The organism is Paraburkholderia sp. FW306-2-2C-D06C (assembly GCF_058781505.1).
Genome location: NZ_JBYSWU010000041.1, coordinates 1 through 22,715, shown reverse-complemented (window position 1 = coordinate 22,715; position 22,715 = coordinate 1). Strand labels below are relative to the sequence as shown.

19 protein-coding genes and 6 pseudogenes are annotated in these 22,715 nt (G+C 62.9%); 11 read left to right on the top strand and 14 right to left on the bottom strand.

Annotated elements, in window-relative coordinates; translation table 11 throughout:
• Positions 1-164: 164 nt before the first annotated feature.
• Complete coding sequence (locus AC3WLT_RS26090; protein WP_492594564.1) at positions 165-1,070, top strand: IclR family transcriptional regulator; 906 nt, start codon at positions 165-167, stop codon at positions 1,068-1,070.
• A 100-nt stretch (positions 1,071-1,170) separates the two neighbouring features.
• On the opposite strand, the gene AC3WLT_RS26085 is transcribed toward AC3WLT_RS26090, so the two are convergent.
• The 6 genes from AC3WLT_RS26085 to AC3WLT_RS26060 all read right to left on the bottom strand — a co-directional run bounded on the left by AC3WLT_RS26085 (position 1,171) and on the right by AC3WLT_RS26060 (position 7,491).
• Entirely contained in the window at positions 1,171-2,217 is a 1,047-nt protein-coding gene (locus tag AC3WLT_RS26085; RefSeq protein ID WP_492594563.1) for an ABC transporter ATP-binding protein, read from the bottom strand.
• Positions 2,214-3,254, bottom strand: a complete 1,041-nt coding sequence (locus AC3WLT_RS26080; protein ID WP_492594562.1) for an ABC transporter ATP-binding protein — start codon at positions 3,252-3,254, stop codon at positions 2,214-2,216. The genes AC3WLT_RS26085 and AC3WLT_RS26080 overlap by 4 nt, the downstream gene beginning before the upstream one ends.
• A 1-nt stretch (position 3,255) precedes the next feature.
• Positions 3,256-4,170, bottom strand: a complete 915-nt coding sequence (locus tag AC3WLT_RS26075; protein WP_492594561.1) for an ABC transporter permease — start codon at positions 4,168-4,170, stop codon at positions 3,256-3,258.
• A 3-nt stretch (positions 4,171-4,173) separates the two neighbouring features.
• The gene (locus AC3WLT_RS26070; protein WP_492594560.1) at positions 4,174-5,112 is read right to left on the bottom strand and encodes an ABC transporter permease subunit; all 939 of its coding nucleotides are present in this window, start codon (positions 5,110-5,112) and stop codon (positions 4,174-4,176) included.
• Positions 5,113-5,128: 16 nt separating this feature from the next.
• Positions 5,129-6,745 (bottom strand): peptide ABC transporter substrate-binding protein, encoded by a 1,617-nt coding sequence (locus AC3WLT_RS26065; RefSeq protein WP_492594559.1) that lies wholly within the window; start codon positions 6,743-6,745, stop codon positions 5,129-5,131.
• 173 nt (positions 6,746-6,918) lie between these two features.
• Positions 6,919-7,491: a cupin domain-containing protein gene (locus tag AC3WLT_RS26060; protein WP_492594558.1), complete on the bottom strand. Its 573-nt coding sequence runs from the start codon at positions 7,489-7,491 to the stop codon at positions 6,919-6,921.
• A 417-nt stretch (positions 7,492-7,908) separates the two neighbouring features.
• Between AC3WLT_RS26060 and AC3WLT_RS26055 the strand changes: the two are divergent.
• From AC3WLT_RS26055 to AC3WLT_RS26025, 7 genes and pseudogenes are all read left to right on the top strand, one after another.
• Positions 7,909-8,097, top strand: a pseudogene (locus tag AC3WLT_RS26055) (POT-type proton-dependent oligopeptide transporter); the annotation flags it as partial.
• A pseudogene (locus AC3WLT_RS26050) lies at positions 8,096-8,364 on the top strand (MocR-like pyridoxine biosynthesis transcription factor PdxR); the annotation flags it as partial. The pseudogenes AC3WLT_RS26055 and AC3WLT_RS26050, both read left to right, overlap by 2 nt.
• 379 nt (positions 8,365-8,743) lie before the next feature.
• A complete protein-coding gene (locus tag AC3WLT_RS26045) occupies positions 8,744-9,196 on the top strand; it encodes an HU family DNA-binding protein (RefSeq protein ID WP_492594557.1) in 453 nt (150 codons plus the stop codon).
• 489 nt (positions 9,197-9,685) lie between these two features.
• On the top strand, positions 9,686-11,095 hold the full coding sequence (locus AC3WLT_RS26040) for a circularly permuted type 2 ATP-grasp protein (RefSeq protein ID WP_492594556.1): 1,410 nt from the start codon (positions 9,686-9,688) through the stop codon (positions 11,093-11,095).
• A 154-nt stretch (positions 11,096-11,249) separates the two neighbouring features.
• Positions 11,250-12,200 carry an alpha-E domain-containing protein gene (locus AC3WLT_RS26035; RefSeq protein WP_115100448.1) on the top strand — a complete coding sequence of 317 codons (951 nt, stop codon included), beginning with the start codon at positions 11,250-11,252 and terminating at the stop codon, positions 12,198-12,200.
• A 13-nt stretch (positions 12,201-12,213) separates the two neighbouring features.
• Positions 12,214-13,014 carry a transglutaminase family protein gene (locus AC3WLT_RS26030; protein WP_492594555.1) on the top strand — a complete coding sequence of 267 codons (801 nt, stop codon included), beginning with the start codon at positions 12,214-12,216 and terminating at the stop codon, positions 13,012-13,014.
• A gap of 154 nt (positions 13,015-13,168) precedes the next feature.
• Positions 13,169-14,041, top strand: a complete 873-nt coding sequence (locus AC3WLT_RS26025; RefSeq protein WP_492594554.1) for a proteasome-type protease — start codon at positions 13,169-13,171, stop codon at positions 14,039-14,041.
• 320 nt (positions 14,042-14,361) lie between these two features.
• On the opposite strand, the gene AC3WLT_RS26020 is transcribed toward AC3WLT_RS26025, so the two are convergent.
• Both AC3WLT_RS26020 and AC3WLT_RS26015 read right to left on the bottom strand, forming a co-directional pair.
• Positions 14,362-15,552, bottom strand: a complete 1,191-nt coding sequence (locus tag AC3WLT_RS26020; protein WP_492594553.1) for a porin — start codon at positions 15,550-15,552, stop codon at positions 14,362-14,364.
• Positions 15,553-15,988: 436 nt separating this feature from the next.
• Complete coding sequence (locus AC3WLT_RS26015; protein WP_492594552.1) at positions 15,989-17,317, bottom strand: YihY/virulence factor BrkB family protein; 1,329 nt, start codon at positions 17,315-17,317, stop codon at positions 15,989-15,991.
• Positions 17,318-17,504: 187 nt separating this feature from the next.
• Here AC3WLT_RS26015 and AC3WLT_RS26010 point away from each other — a divergent pair, with 187 nt between their 5' ends.
• Complete coding sequence (locus tag AC3WLT_RS26010) at positions 17,505-18,044, top strand: YbaK/EbsC family protein (protein ID WP_492594605.1); 540 nt, start codon at positions 17,505-17,507, stop codon at positions 18,042-18,044.
• Positions 18,045-18,129: 85 nt separating this feature from the next.
• Here the strand turns inward: AC3WLT_RS26010 and AC3WLT_RS26005 are convergent, their stop codons facing one another.
• From AC3WLT_RS26005 to AC3WLT_RS25990, 4 genes and pseudogenes are all read right to left on the bottom strand, one after another.
• Complete coding sequence (locus AC3WLT_RS26005) at positions 18,130-18,720, bottom strand: BPSL1445 family SYLF domain-containing lipoprotein (RefSeq protein WP_492594551.1); 591 nt, start codon at positions 18,718-18,720, stop codon at positions 18,130-18,132.
• A gap of 147 nt (positions 18,721-18,867) precedes the next feature.
• Positions 18,868-19,191, bottom strand: a pseudogene (locus AC3WLT_RS26000) (CorA family divalent cation transporter); the annotation flags it as partial.
• A 54-nt stretch (positions 19,192-19,245) separates the two neighbouring features.
• Positions 19,246-20,193, bottom strand: coding sequence for a hypothetical protein (locus AC3WLT_RS25995; protein WP_492594550.1), 948 nt, complete (start codon positions 20,191-20,193; stop codon positions 19,246-19,248).
• A gap of 143 nt (positions 20,194-20,336) precedes the next feature.
• Positions 20,337-20,696 (bottom strand): annotated as a pseudogene (locus tag AC3WLT_RS25990) (LysR substrate-binding domain-containing protein); the annotation flags it as partial.
• A gap of 122 nt (positions 20,697-20,818) precedes the next feature.
• On the opposite strand from AC3WLT_RS25990, the gene AC3WLT_RS25985 reads away from it, so the two are divergent.
• On the top strand, positions 20,819-21,169 hold the full coding sequence (locus tag AC3WLT_RS25985; protein ID WP_492594604.1) for a zinc-binding dehydrogenase: 351 nt from the start codon (positions 20,819-20,821) through the stop codon (positions 21,167-21,169).
• Positions 21,170-21,556: 387 nt separating this feature from the next.
• Positions 21,557-21,643, top strand: a pseudogene (locus AC3WLT_RS25980) (gluconate 5-dehydrogenase); the annotation flags it as partial.
• 214 nt (positions 21,644-21,857) lie between these two features.
• On the opposite strand, the gene AC3WLT_RS25975 reads toward AC3WLT_RS25980, so the two are convergent.
• A complete protein-coding gene (locus AC3WLT_RS25975) occupies positions 21,858-22,157 on the bottom strand; it encodes a hypothetical protein (protein WP_492594549.1) in 300 nt (99 codons plus the stop codon).
• Positions 22,158-22,430: 273 nt separating this feature from the next.
• Positions 22,431-22,715 (bottom strand): annotated as a pseudogene (locus AC3WLT_RS25970) (hypothetical protein); the annotation flags it as partial.

Sequence of the window (22,715 nt, the reverse complement as noted above, 5' to 3'; positions counted from 1 at the left end):
TATATGTGCGGTGCCTGGCATCATCTGTTCCGTTGCATGATGTACGGAAAATCCCTATGAATATTGCACAGGGCATGGCAGGAAAAGGGGGCGGGCGAATATTCCATTCAAAGATAAAACCCTCTATAGTGTTCCGGTCAATGAAATAAATTGGAACAACCGAGATGAATCCTGCCGCTAAACGGGATGCGCGAGATGCGCGAGATGCGCGAGATGCGGATGCCGCGTCGGCTCAAACGGGCGGCGCGCCCGGCCCAGGCATGCTGGAGCGTGCGTTCGCGGTCATCCGCGCGTTGTCCGAAGCGCAGCCCGACGGCGGGCGTGTCACGCGTCTGGCGAAAGCGGTGGGTCTCACGCAAGGCACCGTGCACCGCATCCTTCACGCGTTGATCGCCGAAGGTATCGTCGAGCAGGACGAAAACTCGAGGCTCTATCGGCTGAGCGTCGATTTCTTCGCGCTCGCCGCGCAGGCCGGCAATCCGAGCGGCATGCGCACGCTCTGCCGTCCCGCGTTGCTGCGGCTCTGCGCGAGCCTGGGCGACACGATTTTCCTGCTGGTCAAAAGCAGTTTCGACGCGGTGTGTCTCGACATCTGCGAAGGGCCGTTTCCGATCCGCTCGTTCACCGGCGATATTGGCGGGCGCGTGGCGCTGGGTGTCGGACAGGGAAGTCTGGCGATTCTCGCGTTCCTGCCGGAAGCGGAACGCGAAGAGATCATTCGCTTCAACGTGCCGCGTATTCGCGGCTACGGCGTACTCGACGAAGTGTATTTGCGCACCGAGATCGAACGCGTGCGCCAGCTGGGTTACGCGGGTCGTAATAGCGGCGTGCTCGACGGCATGGCAGGCGTGGCGGTGCCGATTCTGGATCGCACCGGCGTCGCGGTGGCGGCGTTGAGCGTCGGCACGCTGGCGGCGCGTCTCGGCGACGATCGTCTGCCGATGGTGGTCGAATTGCTGCGGCGCCAGGCGGAGGCGATCGGCCCGCAAACCAATCCGTTCGATGTCGCATTGCGCCGGCCCATGCACGGCTTGTCGCGCGCCATGACCACCGAGCGGATCACGGGATAAGCGTCAACGAAAAAGGCGTCAGGACGAACGCATCCTTCGGCGCGGCGACCTGCCGCGCCGGGGAATACGGTGGTGCTTCAGAGAGGGTTCGCTTCTCGCTTTAGCGGTCCCCCAAGGGGACTTCCTTCGGGGCGTCGCTCACGCGAATGCACGCAACTCGCGTCGCGCTCGCGCCGTGCGTGACAGGCTGGGGAATTTCCGCTGCGCAGGCGTTGATCGCATCCGGGCAGCGCGTGCGAAACGCGCAACCGGAAGGCGGGCTGAGCGGCGACGCAATCTCGCCGCGCAGCAGCAGATGACGGCGCGCGCGCTCCACGGCCGGATTGGGCACCGGCACCGCCGACAACAGCGCGCGCGTGTACGGATGACGCGGCTCGCCATAGACGTCGCGTTTGTCGCCGAACTCCATCACACGTCCCAGATACATCACCAGCACGCGGTGGCTGATCGCCTTGACGACCGCGAGGTCGTGCGCGACGAACAGCAGCGACAGCGACAATTCGCGTTGCAGATCGCGCAGCAGGTTGACGATCTGCGCCTGAATCGACACGTCGAGCGCCGACACCGGCTCGTCGCAGATCACCAGTTGCGGCTCGCCGATCAATGCGCGCGCAATGCCGACGCGCTGACACTGACCACCCGAAAACTCATGCGGATAGCGGCGCAGATGCTGCGCATTGAGGCCGACGCGCTCGAGCATGGTCAGCACGCGCCGCTGCACGTCGGCACGCGCGATATCCTGGCCGAATGTAGTGAGCGGTTCGGCGACGATCTGTTCGATCGTCATGCGCGGATCGAGCGAGGCGAGCGGGTCCTGGAAAATCATCTGCACGTCGCGGCGCAAACGCGAGGTGTCGCGTTTTGCGTTCGGCAGCACGGTTTCTTCGCCGAGCCAGCGCACGCTGCCGCTCGCCACCGGCGCGAGACCGATGATCGCGCGCGCGAGCGTGGACTTGCCGCAACCCGATTCGCCGACGAGGCCTACGGTTTCGCCGCGCCGCACGTTGAACGACACGCCGTCCACCGCGCGCAGCGTCGCCTTGCCGGACCACGGAAAGCCCCCGCGCGGTATGCCGAATTGCACCTTGAGATTGTCGGCCGACAACAGCGTTGCCGGATCCTGGCTTGTGGTTGAAGTGGCGCTCATGCGTGTTGTGCCTCAATGATTTCCCGCGCCGGACGGTGGCAGGCGCGCAGCGCGGCGGCGCCCGGCGCGACGGCGCCCGGCGCGACGGCGCCCGACGCAACGGATCCTGGATGCGATGGGCTCAGCGCAGGCCGCGACTCGCGGCAACGGTCGCTGCAATACGGGCAGCGCGGCGCGAACGCGCAGCCCGCGCCGACTTCGCCGGGCAGCGGCGGATTGCCGGGAATGGTTTGCAACGGACGGTCGTCGTCGTCGGTCAGACGCGGCAGCGCGTTCAGCAGGCCGATCGTGTACGGATGGGTCGGCGCGGCGAACAGCGCGGCGGCGCTCGCCTGCTCGACGGTCTGGCCGGCGTACATCACCATCACGTCGTCGCACAAGCCGGCTACCACGCCCATGTCGTGCGTGATCAGAATGATCGCGGTGCCGCGTTCACGATTCAATTCACGCAGCAACTCGATGATTTGCGCCTGTACGGTGACGTCGAGCGCGGTGGTCGGCTCGTCGGCGATCAGGATTTCGGGCTCGGAAAGCAGCGCCATCGCGATCATCACGCGCTGCCGCATGCCGCCGGAGAATTCGTGCGGATACATGTCGATGCGGCGCGCGGCGTCGGGAATGCGCACCGTCTCGAGCGTTTCGATCGCGCGGCGGCGCGCTTCGCGCCGCGACATCCTGCGATGCAGTTGCAGCGTTTCGGTCATCTGCCGTTCGATCGTCAGGAACGGATTGAGCGAGGTCATCGGGTCCTGGAAGATCATGCCGATGCGGTCGCCGCGAATCTTGTTCAACGCGGCTTCGTTCATCGTCAGCAGGTTTTTGCCGCGATAGGTCGCTTCGCCAGATACGTTGCCGTTGCCGGCCAGCAAGCCGAGCAGCGCCATCACGGTCTGGCTTTTGCCTGATCCCGATTCGCCGACGATGCCGAGCGTGCGGCCGGCTTCGAGTGAAAACGACACGCGCTGCACGGCGTCGACGGGTGCGCCCTCGCGGCGCGTAAAGCGCACGCTCAGGTCTTTGACTTCGAGTAGCGGCATGTCAGCGGTCCTTCGGATCGAATGCGTCGCGCAGACCGTCGCCGACGAAATTCACGCAATACAGCGTCACGCACAACATCACGGCCGGGCACAGCAGCAGCCACGGCATCGACTCGAGCTTCTGCGCGCCGTCCTGAATCAGCACGCCCCAGCTCGTCATCGGTTCCTGCACGCCGAGACCGAGAAACGACAGCACCGATTCCGTCAGCACGATGTTCGGCACCGTCACGCTGGCATACACCACCACCACGCCGAACAGATTCGGCACGATGTGGCGCGCGATGATCGAGCGCGAACTCACGCCGATCGCGCGGGCGGCATCGATGAATTCGCGCGAGCGCAGCGACAGCGTCTGGCCGCGCACCACGCGCGCCATGTCGAGCCACGAGAACGCGCTGATGGTCAATACGACCAGATAGAACGCGCGGCCGAACATCGTCATCATCAGGATCGCGATCAGCATGTACGGGATCGCGTACATCATGTCGACGATGCGCATCATGACTGCGTCGACGCGCCCGCCCAGATAGCCGGCGCTCGCGCCGTACGCGACGCCGATCAGGCCCGATACGAGTGTGCCGAGCAGGCCGACTTCCAGCGACACGCGCCCGCCTTGCAGCGTACGGGCGAGCAGATCGCGGCCGAGTTCGTCGGTGCCGAACCAGTGCATGTTTTGCCACGTCGGCGGCAGGCTGATCGCGCTCCAGTCGCTATCGATCGGGCCGTTCGGCAGCAACCACGGACCGGCCACGCAAGCGATCACGATCAGCAGCAGCACGATAAAGCCGCTAAAGGCCGCACGATTGCGCACGAAGCGCCGCGCGGCGGTGGCGAGCGGGCCGCGCGAACGCGGCGCCTTCGCGATGGCCGCGAGCGGATCGAGCGCCGCGGCAGTCGATTGAAGAGGGCGGGGCATGGATCAGTACCGGATGCGCGGATCGAGCCATGCATACGCAAGGTCGACCAGCAGATTGAACAGCACGGCCACGGCGGTCGTCAGCACGACGAGACCGAGCACGAGAGTGTAGTCGCGGTTGATCGCGCCGTTGACGACCAGCTGGCCGAGACCGGGCAGCGCGAACACCGATTCGGTGACCACTGCCGCGGTGATCGACGAGATGCAGATCGAGCCGAGCAGCGACACCACCGGCATCAACGCGGGCTTCAATGCATGGCGCAGGATGATCGTGCGGCCCGGCAGGCCTTTCGCGCGCGCGGTGCGGATAAAGTTGCCCGACAGCACTTCGATCATGCTGCCGCGCATCACGCGGGCGATCGCGGCGACGTTGATGAAGGTGAGCAGCACGATCGGCAGCACGCGATAGCGCCATTCGCCTTCGCCCCAGCCGCCGGCCGGCAGCCAGCCGTGGCCTTCGGAGGTCTTCAGCAGGATCGCGAAGATCCACACCAGCACCGGACCCAGCACGAACGGCGGCACCACGTTGCCGATATTGCCGAGCACCATCACCGCATGATCGACGAAACGGTCACGGCGCACGGCGGCCAGCGTGCCTAGCGTGACGCCGATCGCGAGCGCGATCGGCACCGACACGCCGCCTACGCCGAGACTCACCGGCAACGCTTTCCACACCAGATCGTTGACCGACCAGTCGGCGTAGCGAAATGACGGACCGAGATCGCCGTGCAGCAGCGAACCGAGGTAGTGCAGGTACTGCAGCCACAACGGTTCGTCGAGGTGATACTTCGCGTTGAGATTCGCGAGCACGGCCGCCGACAGTTGCTTCTCCGTGTCGAACGGGCCGGCCGGGGTGAGGTGCAGCAGCAGATAGCACGCGGTGATCACGGCGAGAATCGTCGGGATCGCCCAGAGCGTGCGGCGCAGCGTGTAGGCCAGCATGACGGTGCTCCCGTGCTCAGTGCTTGATCAGATACATGTCTTGCGTGGCGCGCTGGTCGACGTAATTGGTCAGCGTGTAGCCGCCCACATACGGTTTCACCAGCCGGTCCGCCGAGTACTGGAACAGCGGCACCATCGGGTAGTCGCCCATCGCCATGTCGTGTGCCTGGGTGAGCAGGGTGGTGCGCCTGGCGTCATCCAGTTGCTGATTGGCTTCATCGACCAGCTTGTCGACTTGCGGGTTGCAGTAGCGCTGGTCGTTCTGCACGCTGTTGCAGCGGATCAGATCGAAGTACGACATCGCGTCGTTGTAGTCGACGAACCAGCCGTCGCGCGACGCTTGCACCTTGCCGTCGTGGCGCTGTTTGAGCAGCACCTTGTATTCGACGTTCTCCAGCCTGGCGTTCACGCCGAGCTTGGTGCGCCATTCCGAGGTGGCGAACAGCGCGACCTTCTTGTGCAGATCGTTGGTGTTGTAGGTGAGCGTGAACGTCAGCGGCTTCGCGTCCGAGTAGCCGGCGGCCTTCAGCAGATTGCGCGCGTAGTCGACGCGCCTGGGCATTGGCCAGGCGGCCCAGTCAGGCTTGAAGACCGCGGCGCCTTGCGTGCCCCTGGAGATCAGGCCGTACATCGGCAGTTCGCCGTCCGCGGTCAGGCGCGAGGTCAGCAGGTCGCGGTCCAGCACCATCGAAAGCGCCTGGCGTACGCGTTTGTCCTTGAAAATCGGGTCTTCGTTATTCAGGCTGTAGTAGTAAGTGGCGATCTGGAGACCGGATTTCAGCTCGGAACCGAACTGCTTGCTCACCTGCGAATAGATGCCCGACGGAATCGAATACGTGTAGTCGAACTGGCCGGCCTGATACATGCGCATCGCCGTTTCGTCGTTTTCGATCGGCAGGTAGGTCACTTTCGCGATCACGACCTTGCTGGCGTTCCAGTATGTGCTGCTTCTGGTGCCGACCAGCCGGTTGCTCGGCTGCCAGTCGGTCAGCGCATACGGGCCATTGCCGACGAAGTTGCCCGGACGGGTCCAGTCGCCGCCGAACTTCGTCACGGTCGCGCGATTGACCGGCGCCATGGTCGGCATGGCGGCCAGTTGCGGGAAGAAGGCGGCGGGTACTTCAGTCGTCACTTCGAGCGTGTACGGATCGGGTGCGCGCACGCCGAGGGTTGTCAGCGGCGCCTTACCGGCGAGAATCGCCTTGGCGTTCTTCACAAATTCGACCAGCACCGTGTACTTCGAACCCGTCTTCGGATCGAGCACGCGTTGCCACGCATAGATGAAGTCGGCCGCGGTGACGGGCTGGCCGTTGCTCCAGCGCGCGTCGTGGCGCAGCTTGAACACCCACGTGTCGGGGCTCGTGCGCGTCCACGACTGCGCGACGCCCGGCACCACCGCGCCGGCCGCGTCGATGCGCGTCAGGCCTTCGAACAGGTCGAGCGCGATCGTGTTGCCGGTCCATGATTCGATGTGCGCCGGGTCGAGCGACTCGGTTTCGGTCGGCACCTGGCGGGTCATTTCCTGGCTGGCGGCGAGCGTGACGCCGGCGGGCACCGTGACGGCGAAGGCGGAAGGCTGAAGCGTAAGGACGAGCGTGGTCAGCGCCGTCGCGTAGACGAACGGGGTTTTCATCGGGTGAGATCGCAGGGAAAGGTCGAGAGAGAAACGCGCTGGCGCCGGGGCGCCCGGTTATCTGCTTTGCCCGGGCCGGGGCGGCCCTTGTTTCTGGTCCGACATGCAGGATTCCTTACATTGAGTAATGCAGGCAATCCATGGCCGGATCAACCGGATAAGGTGCCTGCTTTTTAAAACAGTCTTGGTGTACCCACCCAGACGACCACCGATTCGCCACGCGCGGTGTTCGTCCAGCTATGCGGCACCGTCGATTCGTAGTGCGCGCTGTCTCCCGCGTGCAACGCGAACGTCTTGCCTTCCAGCATCAACAGCACTTCGCCGTCGATCACATACATAAACTCTTCACCGGCATGCGTGGTGACTTCCGAACGCTTCTGCCCGGGCGGCATCCTGACAAGGATCGCTTCGAGCTGACGGCCGCCCGTCAGATTGGTCAGCCGCGCAAACAGGTTGGCGGAGTCGGCAAAACCGAAAAACTTCAACTGATCGCCACGGCACACGCAGCGCTCTTCGCTCGGTGTGTCGACGAAATACTGCATCGTCACGCCGAGTGCACTGGCAATCCCGGCCAGCGAAGTGATGGACGGTGACGCCAGACCGCGTTCGACTTGCGACAAAAACGGCTTGGAAATACCCGCCGCGGTTGCAGTTTCGTCGAGCGTGCGCTTGAGCCGTTGCCGCAACGCGCGGATTTTGCTGCCGAGTTCGAGAGCCGGGTTGTTCTTTTGAATTGTCGTGACCATAGCAGGAGGAAATTAGCCCGTCAAAATTTGTTTGATATAAGTAAATATGGTTTGATTGCGCTCCAGGCCGGGATGACGGGCATTCAGCAGCCGGTCGTGCAAGGGAACGCGTTTTCTAGACAACACGCTATGTTGCCAGAAGCGAAAAGGGCACCCGCCGATTTGGCCGATGGGCCAAGGGATTTCGCGAGGCATTTGGGCAAGAACCGCGGTTTGCACAGAGCGCGTTCTGCTATGCGTGTTGAGTATCTGAGGCCTTTAAAGGCATGACGTCAAAGGCTATTTTTGCGCGGAGCGACCGCGAAACGAATCCCGGATTGCACGTAAGGGCGGGTAATTGAGCACGCTCAGTCAATTCCCTGAGTGACGAAGAATGCATCTATTTGCAGAATCTCCCCCGCCTGGCGGAGGGTGCGCGTGCAGACGTCGACGTCGCTCACGCTGTTCGCGCTGCGCAACGTCGATCCGCGCTTTTCGCGGTTCGGCGTGACGCTGTTCTCGTGGAGCGCCGCGCAGTTCCAGGCGCTCAATCCGATCTGGATCATGCTGCTGAGCCCGATGCTCGCGCCGCTCTATACGAAGCTCGCGAAGGGCGGCAAGGACCTATGCGCCCGCCCACGCCTGCTTCACGGCCACCGGCGCGCGCGTCGTGCCGGTGCCGGTGCCGGTGGATAGCGAAGGTCTGATCGTGTGCAGCTGCCGGACAGGGCGCGGCTCGTCTACGTCACGCCGTCGCATCAGTTTCCGCTCGGTATGCCGATGAGTCTCGAACGGCGCGTCGAGTTGCTCGAATGGGCGCAGAAACGCGGCGCGGTGATCATCGAGGACGATTACGATTGCGAGTACCGCTTCGAAGGCCGGCCGATCGCGCCGGCTACGGCGTCGCACGCGATTCCCGCCTCGCCATCCTTTCGCTGCGAGGCGCGTGTTTTTTCCGTCGTGTAACCGAACTTGACTGACCGTGACCGAATCGCCGGCGCACTCGAATGTGTCTGCTTTCATGCATCGAAACGTGCTGTAACGCGCGTTACGTGTTCGTATTGCAGCGCTCTTCGACGCACGCTCACCCGCTAAATACCCGCTAAAACAAGCATCAAAATGTGTTGCGCAGTCTGCGCCGCGCAACAAACCCGCGCTGTTATACACAAAAGAGTCGCGCAAATCGCATTAGCGCTTGTAGAATCCGGCGTTGAAGCGTGCGCATACCGTGTGCGCTTCGTGCAATTCACTGACCACAACAGGTAGGAGAAACATGCCGACTTCCGCAAAAAAGGTGGCCAAGAAGGCTGCTGCCCCGGTACCGACCAAGAAGGTTGCTGCAAAGAAAGTCCCTGCGAAGAAAGCCGTCGCAGCTAAGAAGGTCGCCGTGAAGGCGTCCAGCGCACCGTCGCCGATCAAGGACACCTTCACGAAGGCCTCGCTGGCTGCACACGTCGCTGAACGCGCCGCTGTGGAACCGAAGACCGTCAAGGCCGTGCTGGCCGCGCTCGAAGACACGATCCTCGGCGCCGTGCATAAGAAGGGCGCTGGCGAATTCACGCTGTCGGGTCTTCTGAAGATCGTCGTGCAAGCTGTGCCGGCGAAGAAGAAGCGCTTTGGCAAAGACCCGTTCTCGGGCGAAGAGCGTTGGTTCCCGGCCAAGCCGGCTAGCGTGCGCATCAAGGCACGTCCGCTGAAGAAGCTGAAAGACGCAGCTGCAGCCTGATCGCGCTTCATGCGTTGCCGCGGTTTTTTAACCACGGCGAATGCGTGAGCCGGCAGGCCATGCAAGTTGTCTGAATCCCCGCGGATGCGAATCCGCGGGGATTTTTTCATGCGCGTTGCCGGTTGTTTTACGGGGTCGCCGCAAACGCACCGCAAACGCACCGCACGCGAGCCGGCCTCGCACCACGAAACTGGCGTGTGTTCGGCGCCGCTCCTGTGCTGCTCCTGTGCGCGTTTGGTGCGGATTCGGGCCCGGTCGGCGATGGCCGCCGCGGCACACCGCGGTGCCGCCCATGCACCGTACTAGCGCATCATGGGCCGTCGCAGTACGATGGCAGCGAAGCCGCGCTGGTCGGATGCGCTGTTCGCGTGCACAGGCGGCGGTTTACACGCGAAAATGCTCAATGGCATAGCGTTTGCTACAACGATTGTCGAACACCGAATGCGCAGCGCATTCGCCTTCTATCCGACAACAAGAGCGGGGCGTGACATGCGATGCTATGACGAGATGCGTCATCATGACGATGCCGTGCGGCCACACTACGCACGCTTCGAACGATGGCTGATGAAGCAGGGCAATGAAGCGATCGCGCGCAAACGCGCCGAAGCGGACCTGCTGTTCCGCCGGGTCGGCATCACCTTCGCGGTGAACGGCGATCTGTCGGGGACCGAGCGGCTGATTCCGTTCGATCTGATTCCGCGCATCATTCCGCGCCACGAATGGCAGACGCTGGAAGCGGGTTTGCGACAGCGCGTGCAGGCGCTCAACCTGTTTATCCACGACGTTTATCACGAGCGCAATATCGTGCGCGCCGGCATCGTGCCGGCCGATCAGGTCTATACGAACGCGCAGTACCGGCCCGAAATGCAAGGCGTGAATGTGCCGCTCGGTGTTTACGCGCATATCGCCGGGGTCGACGTGGTGCGCGCCGGCGACGAGGGCGAATTCTACGTGCTCGAAGACAATCTGCGCGTGCCGTCGGGCGTGTCCTACATGCTGGAAAACCGCAAGATGATGATGCGGCTTTTCCCCGAACTGTTCGTGCAGAACCGCATTGCGCCGGTCGCTCACTATCCTGATCTGCTGCTCGATACGCTGCGTTCGGTGGCGCCCGAGGGCGTCGACGATCCGGTCGTGGTGGTGCTCACGCCGGGCATGTACAACTCCGCGTATTTCGAGCACACGTTCCTCGCGCAGCAAATGGGCGTCGAACTGGTGGAAGGCAAGGATCTGTTCGTCGACGACAACTATGTGTTCATGCGCACCACGCAGGGGCCGAAGCGCGTCGACGTGATCTACCGCCGCGTCGACGACGACTTTCTCGATCCGCTCGCCTTCCGCAACGATTCGGCGCTCGGCGTGCCGGGTCTGTTGACCGCGTATCGCGCCGGGCGTGTCGCGCTCGCGAACGCCATGGGCACCGGCATCGCCGACGACAAATCGATCTACCCGTACGTGCCGGACATGATCGAGTTCTACCTCGGTGAAAAGCCGATCCTGAACAACGTGCCGACCTACCAGTGCCGCAAGCCCGACGATCTCGCGTACACGCTCGCGCATCTGCCTGAACTCGTCGTGAAGGAAGTGCACGGTGCGGGCGGCTACGGGATGCTGGTGGGACCGGCGTCCACGAAAGCCGAAATCGAAGCGTTCCGCGAGCGCCTGATCGCGCGCCCCGCGGGCTATATCGCGCAGCCCACACTGGCGTTGTCCGCGTGTCCGACTTTCGTCGACGCGGGCATCGCGCCGCGCCATATCGACTTGCGGCCCTTCGTGCTGTCCGGCAAGACCGTCACGATGGTGGCCGGCGGGCTGACGCGCGTCGCGTTGCAGGAGGGCTCGCTGGTCGTCAATTCATCGCAAGGGGGCGGTACCAAGGACACCTGGATGGTCGACTGACGGGTCTGCCGAGGTAGTTGCTCACGCAATCGCAATTGCAGCCGCAACCACAACCCGACAAGCCGGCGACGCACCACGTACGCCGCCGGCGCACACGGATAACCAGCGCGGGCCTTGTTCAAGGGCCCCGCGTCATCAGATACGGAATGCCGTCATGCTAAGCCGCACCGCCGATCACCTCTTCTGGATGGCCCGCTACATGGAGCGCGCGGAGAACACCGCCCGCATGCTCGACATCAACCTGAAGGCGCAACTGTTGCCGCAGACGCCGGAGCAGGAATCGCGCGCGCAACGTTCCGTGTTGCGCATCTCCGAACTCGAAACCGCGTTCGCGCAGCGCTACGACGAACCGACCCGCGATAACGTGCTCGATTTCATGGTGGCCGATTCGACCAATCCCTCGAGCATTCATTCGTGTTTGCAGGCCGCGCGCGAAAACGCCCGCGCGGTGCGCGGCACCTTGACGACCGAATGGTGGGAAACCATCAACGACACCTGGCTGGAGTTCAACGAGCGCACCGCATCCGGTCAGGCCGTGGGCAACCCGGGCGCGCTGTTCGAGTGGGTGAAGTTCCGCTCGCATCTGTCGCGCGGCGTGACGATCGGCACCGCGCTGCAAGACGACGCGTTCTTCTTCACGCAGCTCGGCACGTTTCTCGAACGGGCCGACAACACCGCGCGGATTCTCGACGTGCGCTTTGCCGACGTCGAACCGAATTCACGCGATGCCGCGCGCCAGCTCGAAGATTTCTACTACTGGACCTCGATTCTCAGCTCGGTGTCGGCGCTCGAAATCTATCGCAAGGTGTATCGCGATGTGGTGACGCCGGCGCGGGTGGTCGAACTGATGATCCTGAACCAGCAGATGCCGCGTTCGCTGCTGGCATCGCTCGACGGCGTCTGCACGAATCTGGCGATGCTGCGCACACAAGGCTCGAATCAGTGTGAACGCTTCGCCGGCAAGCTGCGCGCCGAACTGGTGTACTCCGACATCCGGCAGATTTTCGAAACCGGCCTGCACGCTTATCTCACGCAGTTTCTTGCCCGCGTGTTCGAACTCGGCAATCTGGTTGCTCGCACCTATCTGATGCTGCCAGTCGCCTGACGGAGTTTTTTATATGTACCTGACGATCCGCCACGACACCTCCTATCGCTACGAAGCGACGGTCCATTATTCGATCCAGCAACTGCGTCTGACGCCGGCAAGCGGCGCCTCGCAGGTGGTGCGGCGCTGGAGCATCGATGCGCCCGGCAAGCTCGACGCCACCTTCGACGCGTACGGCAACGCGCTGCACACGCTGGTCATCAACAAGCCGCATAGCGAGATCCACCTGCACGTGGCCGGGGAAGTCGACACGATTGCCCTGATCGATGGCCGGCTGCCCGATAACGTCGGGCCGATTCCGCTCGAGCACTTCACCTGCGCGACGCGTCTCACCGAGGCCGACGCGGCGGTCCGCGAACTGGCCGAATCGGTGCCGGTCCTGACAACGCCGGGCGGGCTGATCGAACTGTCCGAACAAATCGTGCAGCGTGTGAAATACCGTCCGGGCATCACCGAAGTGACCAGCACTGCCGCGCAAGCGCTCGCGCTCGGCAACGGCGTGTGTCAGGACCATGCGCATCTGATGCTGGCTTGCTGCCGGGCACGCGGCATTCCGGCGCGCTACGTGAGCGGCTACATCGAACCGGGCGATGTGCCGCAGGCGGCAAGCCATGCGTGGGTCGACGTGTGGCTCGACGGCAGTGGCTGGATTTCCGTCGACGTGACGCATGCCGGGTTTGCCAGCGAACGCTTCTGCCGGCTCGCTGCCGCGCGCGATTATGAAGCCGCCGCGCCGGTGCGCGGGCGGCGCATCGGCGGCCTGGAAGAGCAGCTGGAGGTGTCCGTGAGCGTCAGCGCGCAGCTCTCGCAATAGCAGCCACGGTGGGCCTGGCAGGGCGGCGCGAACGCGCGTCAGCGCTCGCAGCCGTTCAGAAAAGGCCCGCAAAAGGCCGTAATACGCGATCGAGGCATGTGCGCGCCGCATTACAATAGCGGCGTTCTGTCGTTTTTTGCGGGTACTTTTTCTTATGACTTATTGTGTCGCGATGTCCGTCGACGACGGGCTCGTGTTCCTCTCGGACACGCGCACCAACGCGGGCGTCGATCACATCAGCACCGCGCGCAAGATGTCGGTGTTCGAGATGCCGGGCGAACGCATGCTCGTGCTGCTCGGCGCCGGCAATCTGTCGCTGACGCAAGCGGTGCTGCACGAACTCACCGAGCCGGCCGATACCGCCCAGCCGACGCTCTGGACCGCGCCCACCATGGCCGACGCGGCGCGCGTGATCGGCCGCGCGGTGCGTTGCGTGCACCAGCGTGAGGCTGAGGCGTTGCAGGAATTCGGCGTCGAGTTCAATTGCAGCTTCATTCTGGGCGGCCAGATCGCGGGCAACCGGCCGCGCCTGTTCATGATCTACGCGGCGGGTAATTTCATCGAGGCGTCGGCGGTGAATCCGTATTTCCAGATCGGCGAGGCCAAATACGGCAAGCCGATCATCGATCGCGTGCTGACGCCGTCCACGCCGCTCGACGAAGCCGCCAAGTGCGCGCTGATCTCGATGGACTCTACCTTGCGTTCGAATCTGTCGGTCGGTTTGCCGCTCGATCTGCTGGTGTACGAAAAGGATTCGCTGCGCGTCACGCGCTTCGTCTCGATCGATCACGACAATGCGTACTTCGAGATGATTCACCGCACGTGGGGCGAGCGGCTGCGTCAGGTGTTCGGCGAGATTCCCGATCCTGACTGGCAGGACTCGCCTCATGTGCCGCTGCAGCAGCGCGAGCGCGCGCTGGTGTTGCATCGCGCGCCGGTGGGCGCCGACGGCGTGGAGCACGAACTCGAAGTGAAGCCGGCGCAGACGCTGGCGCAGTCGGACAAGGGGAAGGTTCAGCGGCGTTAGCCGGATCGTCAGATCGTCAGATCGTCAAATCAGGGCGGACGAGGCTTCCCTGAATCCTCTCAGCTGCGAGCATCACACCAAGGTCGTCACGAGCCTGTAAAGGCTTCGCTGGCGGCCTTTTTTATTCTCTGTTGAGATCGCCCTGGACGCGCGACGCATGCGCGCGTGAGCGTGCGTCCGGCCAGGTCTTGCATGTGCCGACCGGCTCCGCTGCGCCAAATCACAAATCACAAACCACGGACGAAAAAAAACCAGCCACGGGTTTATCACCCGTGGCTGGTTTTCAGCTGCGTGTTGCTTCAGCAGTCCGTCAAGCTCGATTAGAACTTGTGGCGGATGCCCAGGCTGACGACTTCTTGCGAGCTGGTAGCCGAGTTGTAGCTGTACGAACCGATTGCTGCGCCTGCGTTCACAACGCCGCTCGGACCTGCCGCAAGGCGTTGGTTGCCCTTGGCGTGTTGATACGCGCCAACCAAGTAGATGTCCGTGCGCTTCGACAGGTTGTAGTCGCCGCCCAGCGAGACCTGGTGATACGTTGCGCTCGTATCGCCGCTAGCCTTCGTGTAGATGTAGCCCACGCCCACCAGCATTGCCGGGGTTGCCTGGTAGCCGAAGTACGCGCCGCCGACGTTGTACTTCTCGGTCGAGCTGAAGCCCGACGCTGCGTCCGGCTTGTACTGCGCATTGCTGTAGCGCAGGTTGGCCGTGAACGGACCCGTAACGTATTGCACTGCCACCGAAGCGATGCCGATCGACTTCGCTGCGATGTAGCCGCTGCTGACCTGGTTGTTGAACGTGGCGTCCGACGTCGAGGCTGAGGCCCAGCCGCCGTTGAGGGCACGAGCTGCTGCCGAGGTGGTGTTGTCTGCGCGGAAATAGCCGGCAGCAATGCTGAACGGACCCGTTGCGTACGTTGCAGCGCCCGACCACGTCTGGCCCGAACCCGTCTGGCCGGCGATGCCGCCGAATGCATACATGCCTTCGAACTGGAAGCCGCTCCACACCGGCGAGGTGTACTTGACTGCGCTGCTCGTGCGCGAGCTGTTGTCGTTGTTGTCGACGTCGCCCGGGGTCGTGAACGTGCTGCCGAAGTAGTTGTCTGCCGTCAGCGGCTGAACGAGGTCGACGACCGGGTCATATTGACGGCCGAACGTCAGCGTACCGTAGTTGTCGTGCGTCAGACCAACGTAGGCTTGACGGCCGAACAGCTTGTCGGAGTTGTTGTAATTCCCCATCTTGCCGTTGTTCGGATTGAAGCCGCTTTCCAACTGGAAAATCGTCTTCAGGCCACCGCCCAGGTCTTCCGTGCCCTTCAAGCCCCAGCGGCTGCCTTGCAGGTTACCTGCGACCAAGCCGACCTGGTTCTTGTTTACGCCGGCAACGGCCGTGTTGTGTGCATACTGGATCGATTCATCGATCAAACCGTACAGGGTAACGCTGCTTTGAGCGTGTGCCACGCCGGTGACGCCGAGGAGCGCCAGCGAGAGGGTAGACAGTGCGATTCGTTTCATCCATTTCTCCACGCAGATGATTAGTTTCTTTGTTGCGGAAAGGAGAATAGCTCACCGTCTCTATCGGCAAGAACAGGAAAAAAAAGAGTGTCTCCAAAATGTGACACAACGCGCAACGCCTTGTATTTAAAGCACGTCAAGGATTATTGCTGTTTTGGCAATATTTATTCGTTGACTGAGCATTATTGTTGTTTTGTTGACAGTGAAGGGTTCGGTGCCTGCAATTTAGACACTTATTTGAAGGGGTTTTGTAATTTAGTCGTCTGTTTTTTGCGCCGGATCCGTAGTGGCCGCATAAAAGTTGGAACGCGTCTCAGTTGACGAGCGCGCTGGACATAACTTTCAGGTTGTGGAATGCGCGGCGCATGAGCGTGCGATCTTCGAGCCGCTTCCGGTCACATGCGCCGACTTGCGGCACTGGCGTGGGGCCTTCGTTTCACGCACCGCTTGCGTCGTCATTAGCGCCACGGCGCGCCACCGTGGCGACGGCGAGCCCGGCGACCGCTGCCAGCAGTACCGAGCCCCATGGATGCCGCCGGACATAACGGTCTGCCGCGACGGCTTTGCGGCTCGCTTCCACCAGCGTGACGGCCGCGGCGCGTGTGGCTTGCGCTTCTGCATGCACGACGCTGCGGCCGATCTTGACCGCGGTAGTGCGCGCGGATGCTTTGCGCCGCGCCTGGCCCCGCGAGAAAGCCGTGCCTCGAGCGGAGGCGGAAAGCGCCGCCGCCGCGCCGGGCGCGGGAGCGGCGCTGGTGGCGTTAGCGCTGCTGGCCGCGCTCTCGTCTGCGCGTGGCGCCGCATCCGCCAACACCGTCGACGCAGCCAGCACCGAAGCGAGCTTTGCGCGGCTGCCTGCGGGCGCGTTGTCCTGCATGCCCCATTTGCCGCGCGGGTCGTGCAAGCGGCCGCGCGCCGCCGAGAATTCCGCGCCGAGCAGGAGCACGGCGGCTGAGAAGTACAGCCACATCAGCAACACCGCGAGCGAGCCGGCCGCGCCGAACGAGCTCTCCATTCCAGCATGAGCGATATACAGGGCAAACAGCTTCTTGCCCGCCGAGAACAGCACGGCCGCGACAATCCCGCCGACAAACGCATCGCGCCACTGCACCCGGGCATCGGGCAAGAACTTCAGCAAACCGGCAAACGCGAACGCCAGCACCAGCAAGCCGACCCCGAGTTGCAGCAGGTTGCCGATCACCACGTAGGGAGAGTCGCCCCAGAGCCACTTGCCGACGAAGGTGATGGCCGTATCGAGCACGAGTGAGACGATCAGCAGAAACGCGACACCCAGTACGAGGCCGAACGAAATCAGCCGGACCCGCACCATCGCCATCACGCTCGACGAGCGCGGCCCAGTGTTGGGCCACACTATATTGAGTGCGCTGTTGAGCGACGAGAAGGTGGCTGATGCGCCGATCGCGAGCATCGTGAACGAAATGATCGCTGCGATGCCGCCCGCGTTGCCGCTGTGATGCGCGTTCTCGACGATGGTTTGCACGCCCGCGGCGGCCTGGTCGCCGAGCAGGCCATGAATGTGGTCGAACAGTTCGCCGCGCGCCGCTTCTGCGCCGAAAAACCAGCCGGCCACGGCAATCACCATGACCAGCGTCGGCGCCAGCGAGAACGCCGCATAGAACGCGATGCTGGCGGCCATGGCTGCGCAGCGGTCGTCGGCAAACTGTTTGAATGCGCCGATTGCCCAGTTGGCCTGCTTGCGGGCCATCATCTGCAGGTTGTCGGCGGAAAGCGTGTCCATATCCATGGTCGTGTTCTCAATAGGATCCTGACACCGGATGCGGTGTTGACGTGGTCTCGAAGCAGTTTCCCGCATCGAGGCTTTTCGCAAACTGTGTGCCTGCCACTATAACAAGGCGGACCGCGAGTCTCTTTGACGCGCGCGAGTCAGGTGTGCCGTTAGAATGCCGGTGGATCCTCACATTCCTGTCCCTATGCACTCGCACGAACTCGTACAGCAGCTGGACGTTATTCCAGCAGAACAACTGGGCGCGCATTTGCCTGCGCATGTCGTCGAACAGTTGCCGGTCCGGGGCGTCACGGTGTTCGCGGTCAGCGACGACGCCTCCGATACCGCCGAATTCAGCGCGCGTTATGGCTTTGGTCTCGAAGACTGCGCGAATACGATTGTGATTCGCTACAGGAAGGAGGGCGCCGAGCACTATGCGGCGCTGGTCTCGTTGGGGTCGTTGCGTCTGGATATCAACGGCGCGGTGAAGGCGGCGCTTGGCGCGCAGCGGCTTTCGTTTGCCAGGCGGGAGGCCGCTGTGGAGCATAGCGGAATGGAGTTCGGCGGGATTACGGCCTTCGGCTTGCCGGACGATTGGCGCATTCTCGTCGATGCTGCCGTGATGGAGCGCGCTCAGATTGTGATGGGCGCCGGGGTCAGGGCAGCCAAGCTGCTGTTGGCGCCGGATGTTTTGCGGCAGCGGCCTCGATGCGAAGTGGCCTCGCTGACCTTGCCAGCCGGCTGAAACGCTGTTTCTTGCCTGCGCGGCGCTTTTTGTCTGCTTGCCTGCGGCGTACAACCAAAAAGCGCTACGCAAGGGGCCCGTTGGCTCAAATAATCAATCGTGAAATCTTGGTGCCTTCCAGCGACACCCCAGCCATCAGCCCGCTATTAGTCAGCACAAAAGCCTCGACCGGGCTGGTAGCCGTCGAAGTATCAATCGCGCCATTGGCGCCAACCTTCAGCACGGCGACCGTCGCGTCGGCACCCGCCGCCCACCCCTGGCTGCCGAGGAATTTGTCGAGCGCATCCTGCGTCATAAAAAGGAATATGAGCGCCTTGGATTGCGCGCCGATCTGCAAGCCGAACGAACCCGCGACCGTGCTGTAGTAACCCGCCGTGCGTCCGCCGACGCGCAACGCGCCTTCGCCATATTGTCCGCCGACCCAGAAGCCGGCCGAGATGACGGACGGGAACACGAGCACGCCGCGCGCTTTCGCAACGAGTTCGCGCGAGCCGGAGACGTTCGCATAAAGCCGTTCGAGGGTTGAATCGACGCCGGCGTTGATCGTGTCGCGCTTGCCCGCGTTGGCCGAAGCAGACGCGCTCGAAGACGGAGACGTGGTGGTGCAGCCGGCGAGGCCAAGACCCGCCGTCGCCAGGACGGCGCCGGTGGTGGTGATGAATTGTCGTCTGCGCATGATGGCTCTCCCTATGCGTTCGTTATGGGAGGTTCGGCTGTCGCCGTCCTCTTTGCCCCCGCCGGAATCGGCCGGGGACAGGGGTGTGACGCAATATGGGTGCAGCAGTTCCCGTGCCTGATACAGACGTTGCCTCGTGGCGCGCGCTCAGCGCCCGGCGCGCCAGCGAAAACCCCACGATCCGGCGAGCGCCGTGAAGCTCGCCACCATCATCACCATGACCCGGAAACCGTGCCGGTTTTCCGCCGGCGGAATGCTGCCGACGTTCATGCCGAACAGGCCGGCGATGATGTTGATCGACAGAGCGAGGACCGTAACGAGCGTCAGCGTGAAGAGCGTGCGATTGGCTGGTTCGGTCAGGCGCGCGGCGATTTCTTCCTGCAGAAGCTTGATCCGCTCGGCGAGACCGAACAGGTCGCCGAGCACCAGCGAAAATTCTTCAGTCGAATCGCGCAGACTTTGCACGTCCTGCACTCGGGGGCTGGGGCCGCTATTTTTCTGTCTGAGCGCGGCTCAAGCTGCGGCTCAAACATCCGATGCCGTGTCGCATCGCGCGCGTACGTCGAACAGCAGTGCGATGTCGGTGAGGGCGGCAAATACCGAAAACGAATTCAGCTCGGAGTAGGGCAAATCGAGGTTGAAGCCGGTGTAAAACGAGTTGTAGGGCGAGGGGCCTTTCAGCGCCGATTGCTTGCGCGGCACGTTGAAGACGAGATCGACCGTATACCCGCCACCGCCGCGCGCGGGCACCCACACCATGAAACGGATGCCGACCAGATGACCGAGCGGGAAGCGAAAGCTCTCGCCGTCGTGGCGCAGTCCGCCCCACACCGCGTCACGCGAGCGGAACGCAGCGGTAAGCAGCGCGCGCGAGCCGTTCCTGAAGTGCGCGAAGGTGGGAAACGTCGCCAGCTCATCGAAACTGACCATCGCGGCCGGCGTGCCGTCCTCGCCTGTTTCGATGTCCAGATACGAGCCGATCGCTTCCCTGAAGCCCTCGTACAACTGCTTGTGTAAAAGCGCTTCGGCGTTCGGTTCGCGCTTGACGTTATCGCTCAAAGCGAACCCGATGCGATCGAAGCAGGCGGTCTCGCCGATATAGCTGGGCAGCAATTGTTCGTTGTCGCGCTCGTCGAAGGAACGGCGGCCGATTGGGTAAGGTAATTCGTCGACCGGCAGGTAGCGATCGGTCGGCCGCCAGACGCGCACGCTGGTGTCGACCGTGGCCGGCGCGGCCGGCGCAGCGAGCGATGCCGCCAGCGCGAGCGTGTCGGCCGACGGCTGCGCGTGCGCAGCCGCGCCGGATGCCGCCGCCAGAGCGGCTTGCTTGCGCATCGCTCTTCCTCCGAGCCAGGAGACGAGCACGTATTCGGTGACCAGTGTCGCCACGCCGCTGAGTAGTCCGATCAATAGTCCAAAGCGGGCTTTGACCAGAAAGATGACGACCACAGGAATCGCAAAAAAATAGAACACGGTAGTCCCCGTTTGAAAATTTCCAGCCGCATCGGGACGCGCCAATTTTTCCCCTGATGAATCACGCGGCCCCTGATGTCACTGCTTCGAGAGCGGCTGTCACGACTTTGCGACGTGCTCAATCGATGCGCTTCACCGACGCGCTAAATATGACCCACGGCCTCGATCGTCATATCGAGCAGCGCCCGCAGCCGTGCCAGGCGCCGCAAGTCGCGGTGAAGGCCGAACCAGACGTAGCGGCCCGGCGGCGCTTCGTTCAGTTCGATGCGCACGAGGCCGGGCGTGCTGTCGCCGAGCGGGCACGGCAGCACCGCGAGGCCCGCGCCTTCCGCGCACATGCGTGCCTGCGCGCCGCGATTGTTGCTGCCGAACGCAACGCGCGCTTGCGGCAGCATCCGCTTGATCCACACGACGTCGGGCAGCGCGCCGAAGGCGCTGTCCATGCTGATGAGCGTCTGACCGGCGCCACCGTCTTCGCCCGTGTACGCCGCTGCCAGGTCGGCGCGGCTGCCTTTTCGCATGGACGATTATGCGCGTATCGACACAATCGTCGCCAACCTCCGGGAAACCATCATGTCCGTGCAAGCGCTGGTTCTGAAGCAATACAACGGTCCGCTCGAACTCACTGAACTGCCGCGGCCCGAGCCGGCGCGGGGCGACGCTGGATGCCTCGTTTGCCGCCGTGAAGCACTTCGGCCATGTGGTGAGCGCGCTCGGCTGGGGCACGCATGCGCTGGCGCCACTCTCGTTTAGGGAAGCCACGTATTCGGGTGTGTTCACGCTGCACGCGCTGCTTTCCGGCGAAGGCCGCGCGCATCACGGCGAAATGCTGCGCACGGCGACGCGGCTCGCGGAAGAAGGCAAGCTCGCGCCGCGTCTCGACGCGCGCCGCTTCGATCCAGGTTCGGCACAGCAGGCTTATGACGCGCTGACCGACGGCAGCGCGCGAGGCAAGATCGTGGTCGAGGTGGCTTGAGCGGGGCGGGACTGTTTGAACTGAACTGAACTGAGCTGAGCTGAGCGGAGCGGAGCGGAGCGGCGCGCAGTCCCGCTGGCGCTCAATCGGCCCTCGCCGCGTCAACCGCCAGTTGTCGCAACAGGCCTTCGCACGTGTTATTCGAAGTGCCAGGCAATCTGCTGTTACGCCATGTCGACGCGCGCCTCACGTTCGCCCACATCTTGCTCTTATAGGGCACCCGTGCCGGTGGCGCGTCGATCGCGTTGTTGCCGCTGACGACGCACTTCAACAGTCGCGCGGTGATGTTCGGTTTGCTGTCGCTGGCGGCGCTGCTGATTTTCTCGGCGCACCCGGCGCCGACGGTCCGGTTCTGACCGGTTACCGCGTGCCGATTGGTTCCCACGCGCCGCGGTCTTTCTATTCAGCGATGCATCGAATTTCGTCAATGGACATATTTTGTATGTCGGTGGCGGCGTAATTGCGGCGCTTTGATTCGAGCGCCGTATTCAGCGTAATACTGACAGACAAAGGGCAATTGGATGGCAGAGTAAACCCGCTCGGTTTGCGCTGTCTGTGTGATTGCCCTCACTCCCGCCCTTCTAATCTCTCCCCTATGTTCGGATAAACGCTTATATGAAGCGTTCGAACGCTTCATCGTCGTTTCGCCGCCTGTTTCCCGCCTCGAAAGCAGACCTCGGTCGCACCTTCATGCGGCTTCTGCGCCAAGGCTCGGCCCCGAAGTACAACCGCCTGATTCATATGCCGAGGCGGGCTGAATGTTAAATAAAAATAACCATTCGGACTGCCTGATCGAAGAAAAAATGTAGCGGTCTTCAAGATCGGGAAATGACGCTATTTGACGAATCGACTGCGAATTTGATTGAAAAAAGCTGGCGATATCGCTTTGCGTGGGGTAGCGCACGGTCGGTGAGTTGATCTCTGCATAACGTGAACTTCCATCAAGTCCTGCTGTGATCTTTCCACGACTTTGTTCGCGCACAGCCAACGGTTTCTCTCAGGGCATATCAAATCGGACCGGGCTTTTCCGCGAGAAAGATGCCGGGCGCGACGCGATTTTCGAGTGGCGCGAAGCACTGGTGAACAGGTTTTGACGTTTCACTTTCGACAGTGAACAGAGATTCGCTGGCTATATGAATCTGACTTTGTAAGATGGTTAGGAGAGGGAAATGAAAAAGTACAAAGGGGAAACAAGGGCATTGGGGACATGCAAGGCGGTCCTGGCAGTTGCCGTGAGTCTGTATGCTGCGATGGCTGGTGCTCAAACTAATCCGGCGGCACCTGTCGCGCCGCCGACCGACTCGGCGAGGCCGACGCTGGCGCAAGCTTTGCCGACCGATTGTCCAATAGTCGACACGATTGGTTGCAAGCGCGAATACGACGGTTTGGTGGTGGCTGGCGGGACTGGGATGACTGCGGCTATTGGCTCGACATCGGCGACCGGTTCGCAGAACGGCAGTGGGAGCGGAAAGGGAAACGGGAACGGGATTTCGTCAGGTAGCGCGGGCGATAGCGGTGCCAGGAATGGGAGTGCGTCGGGGGCGGG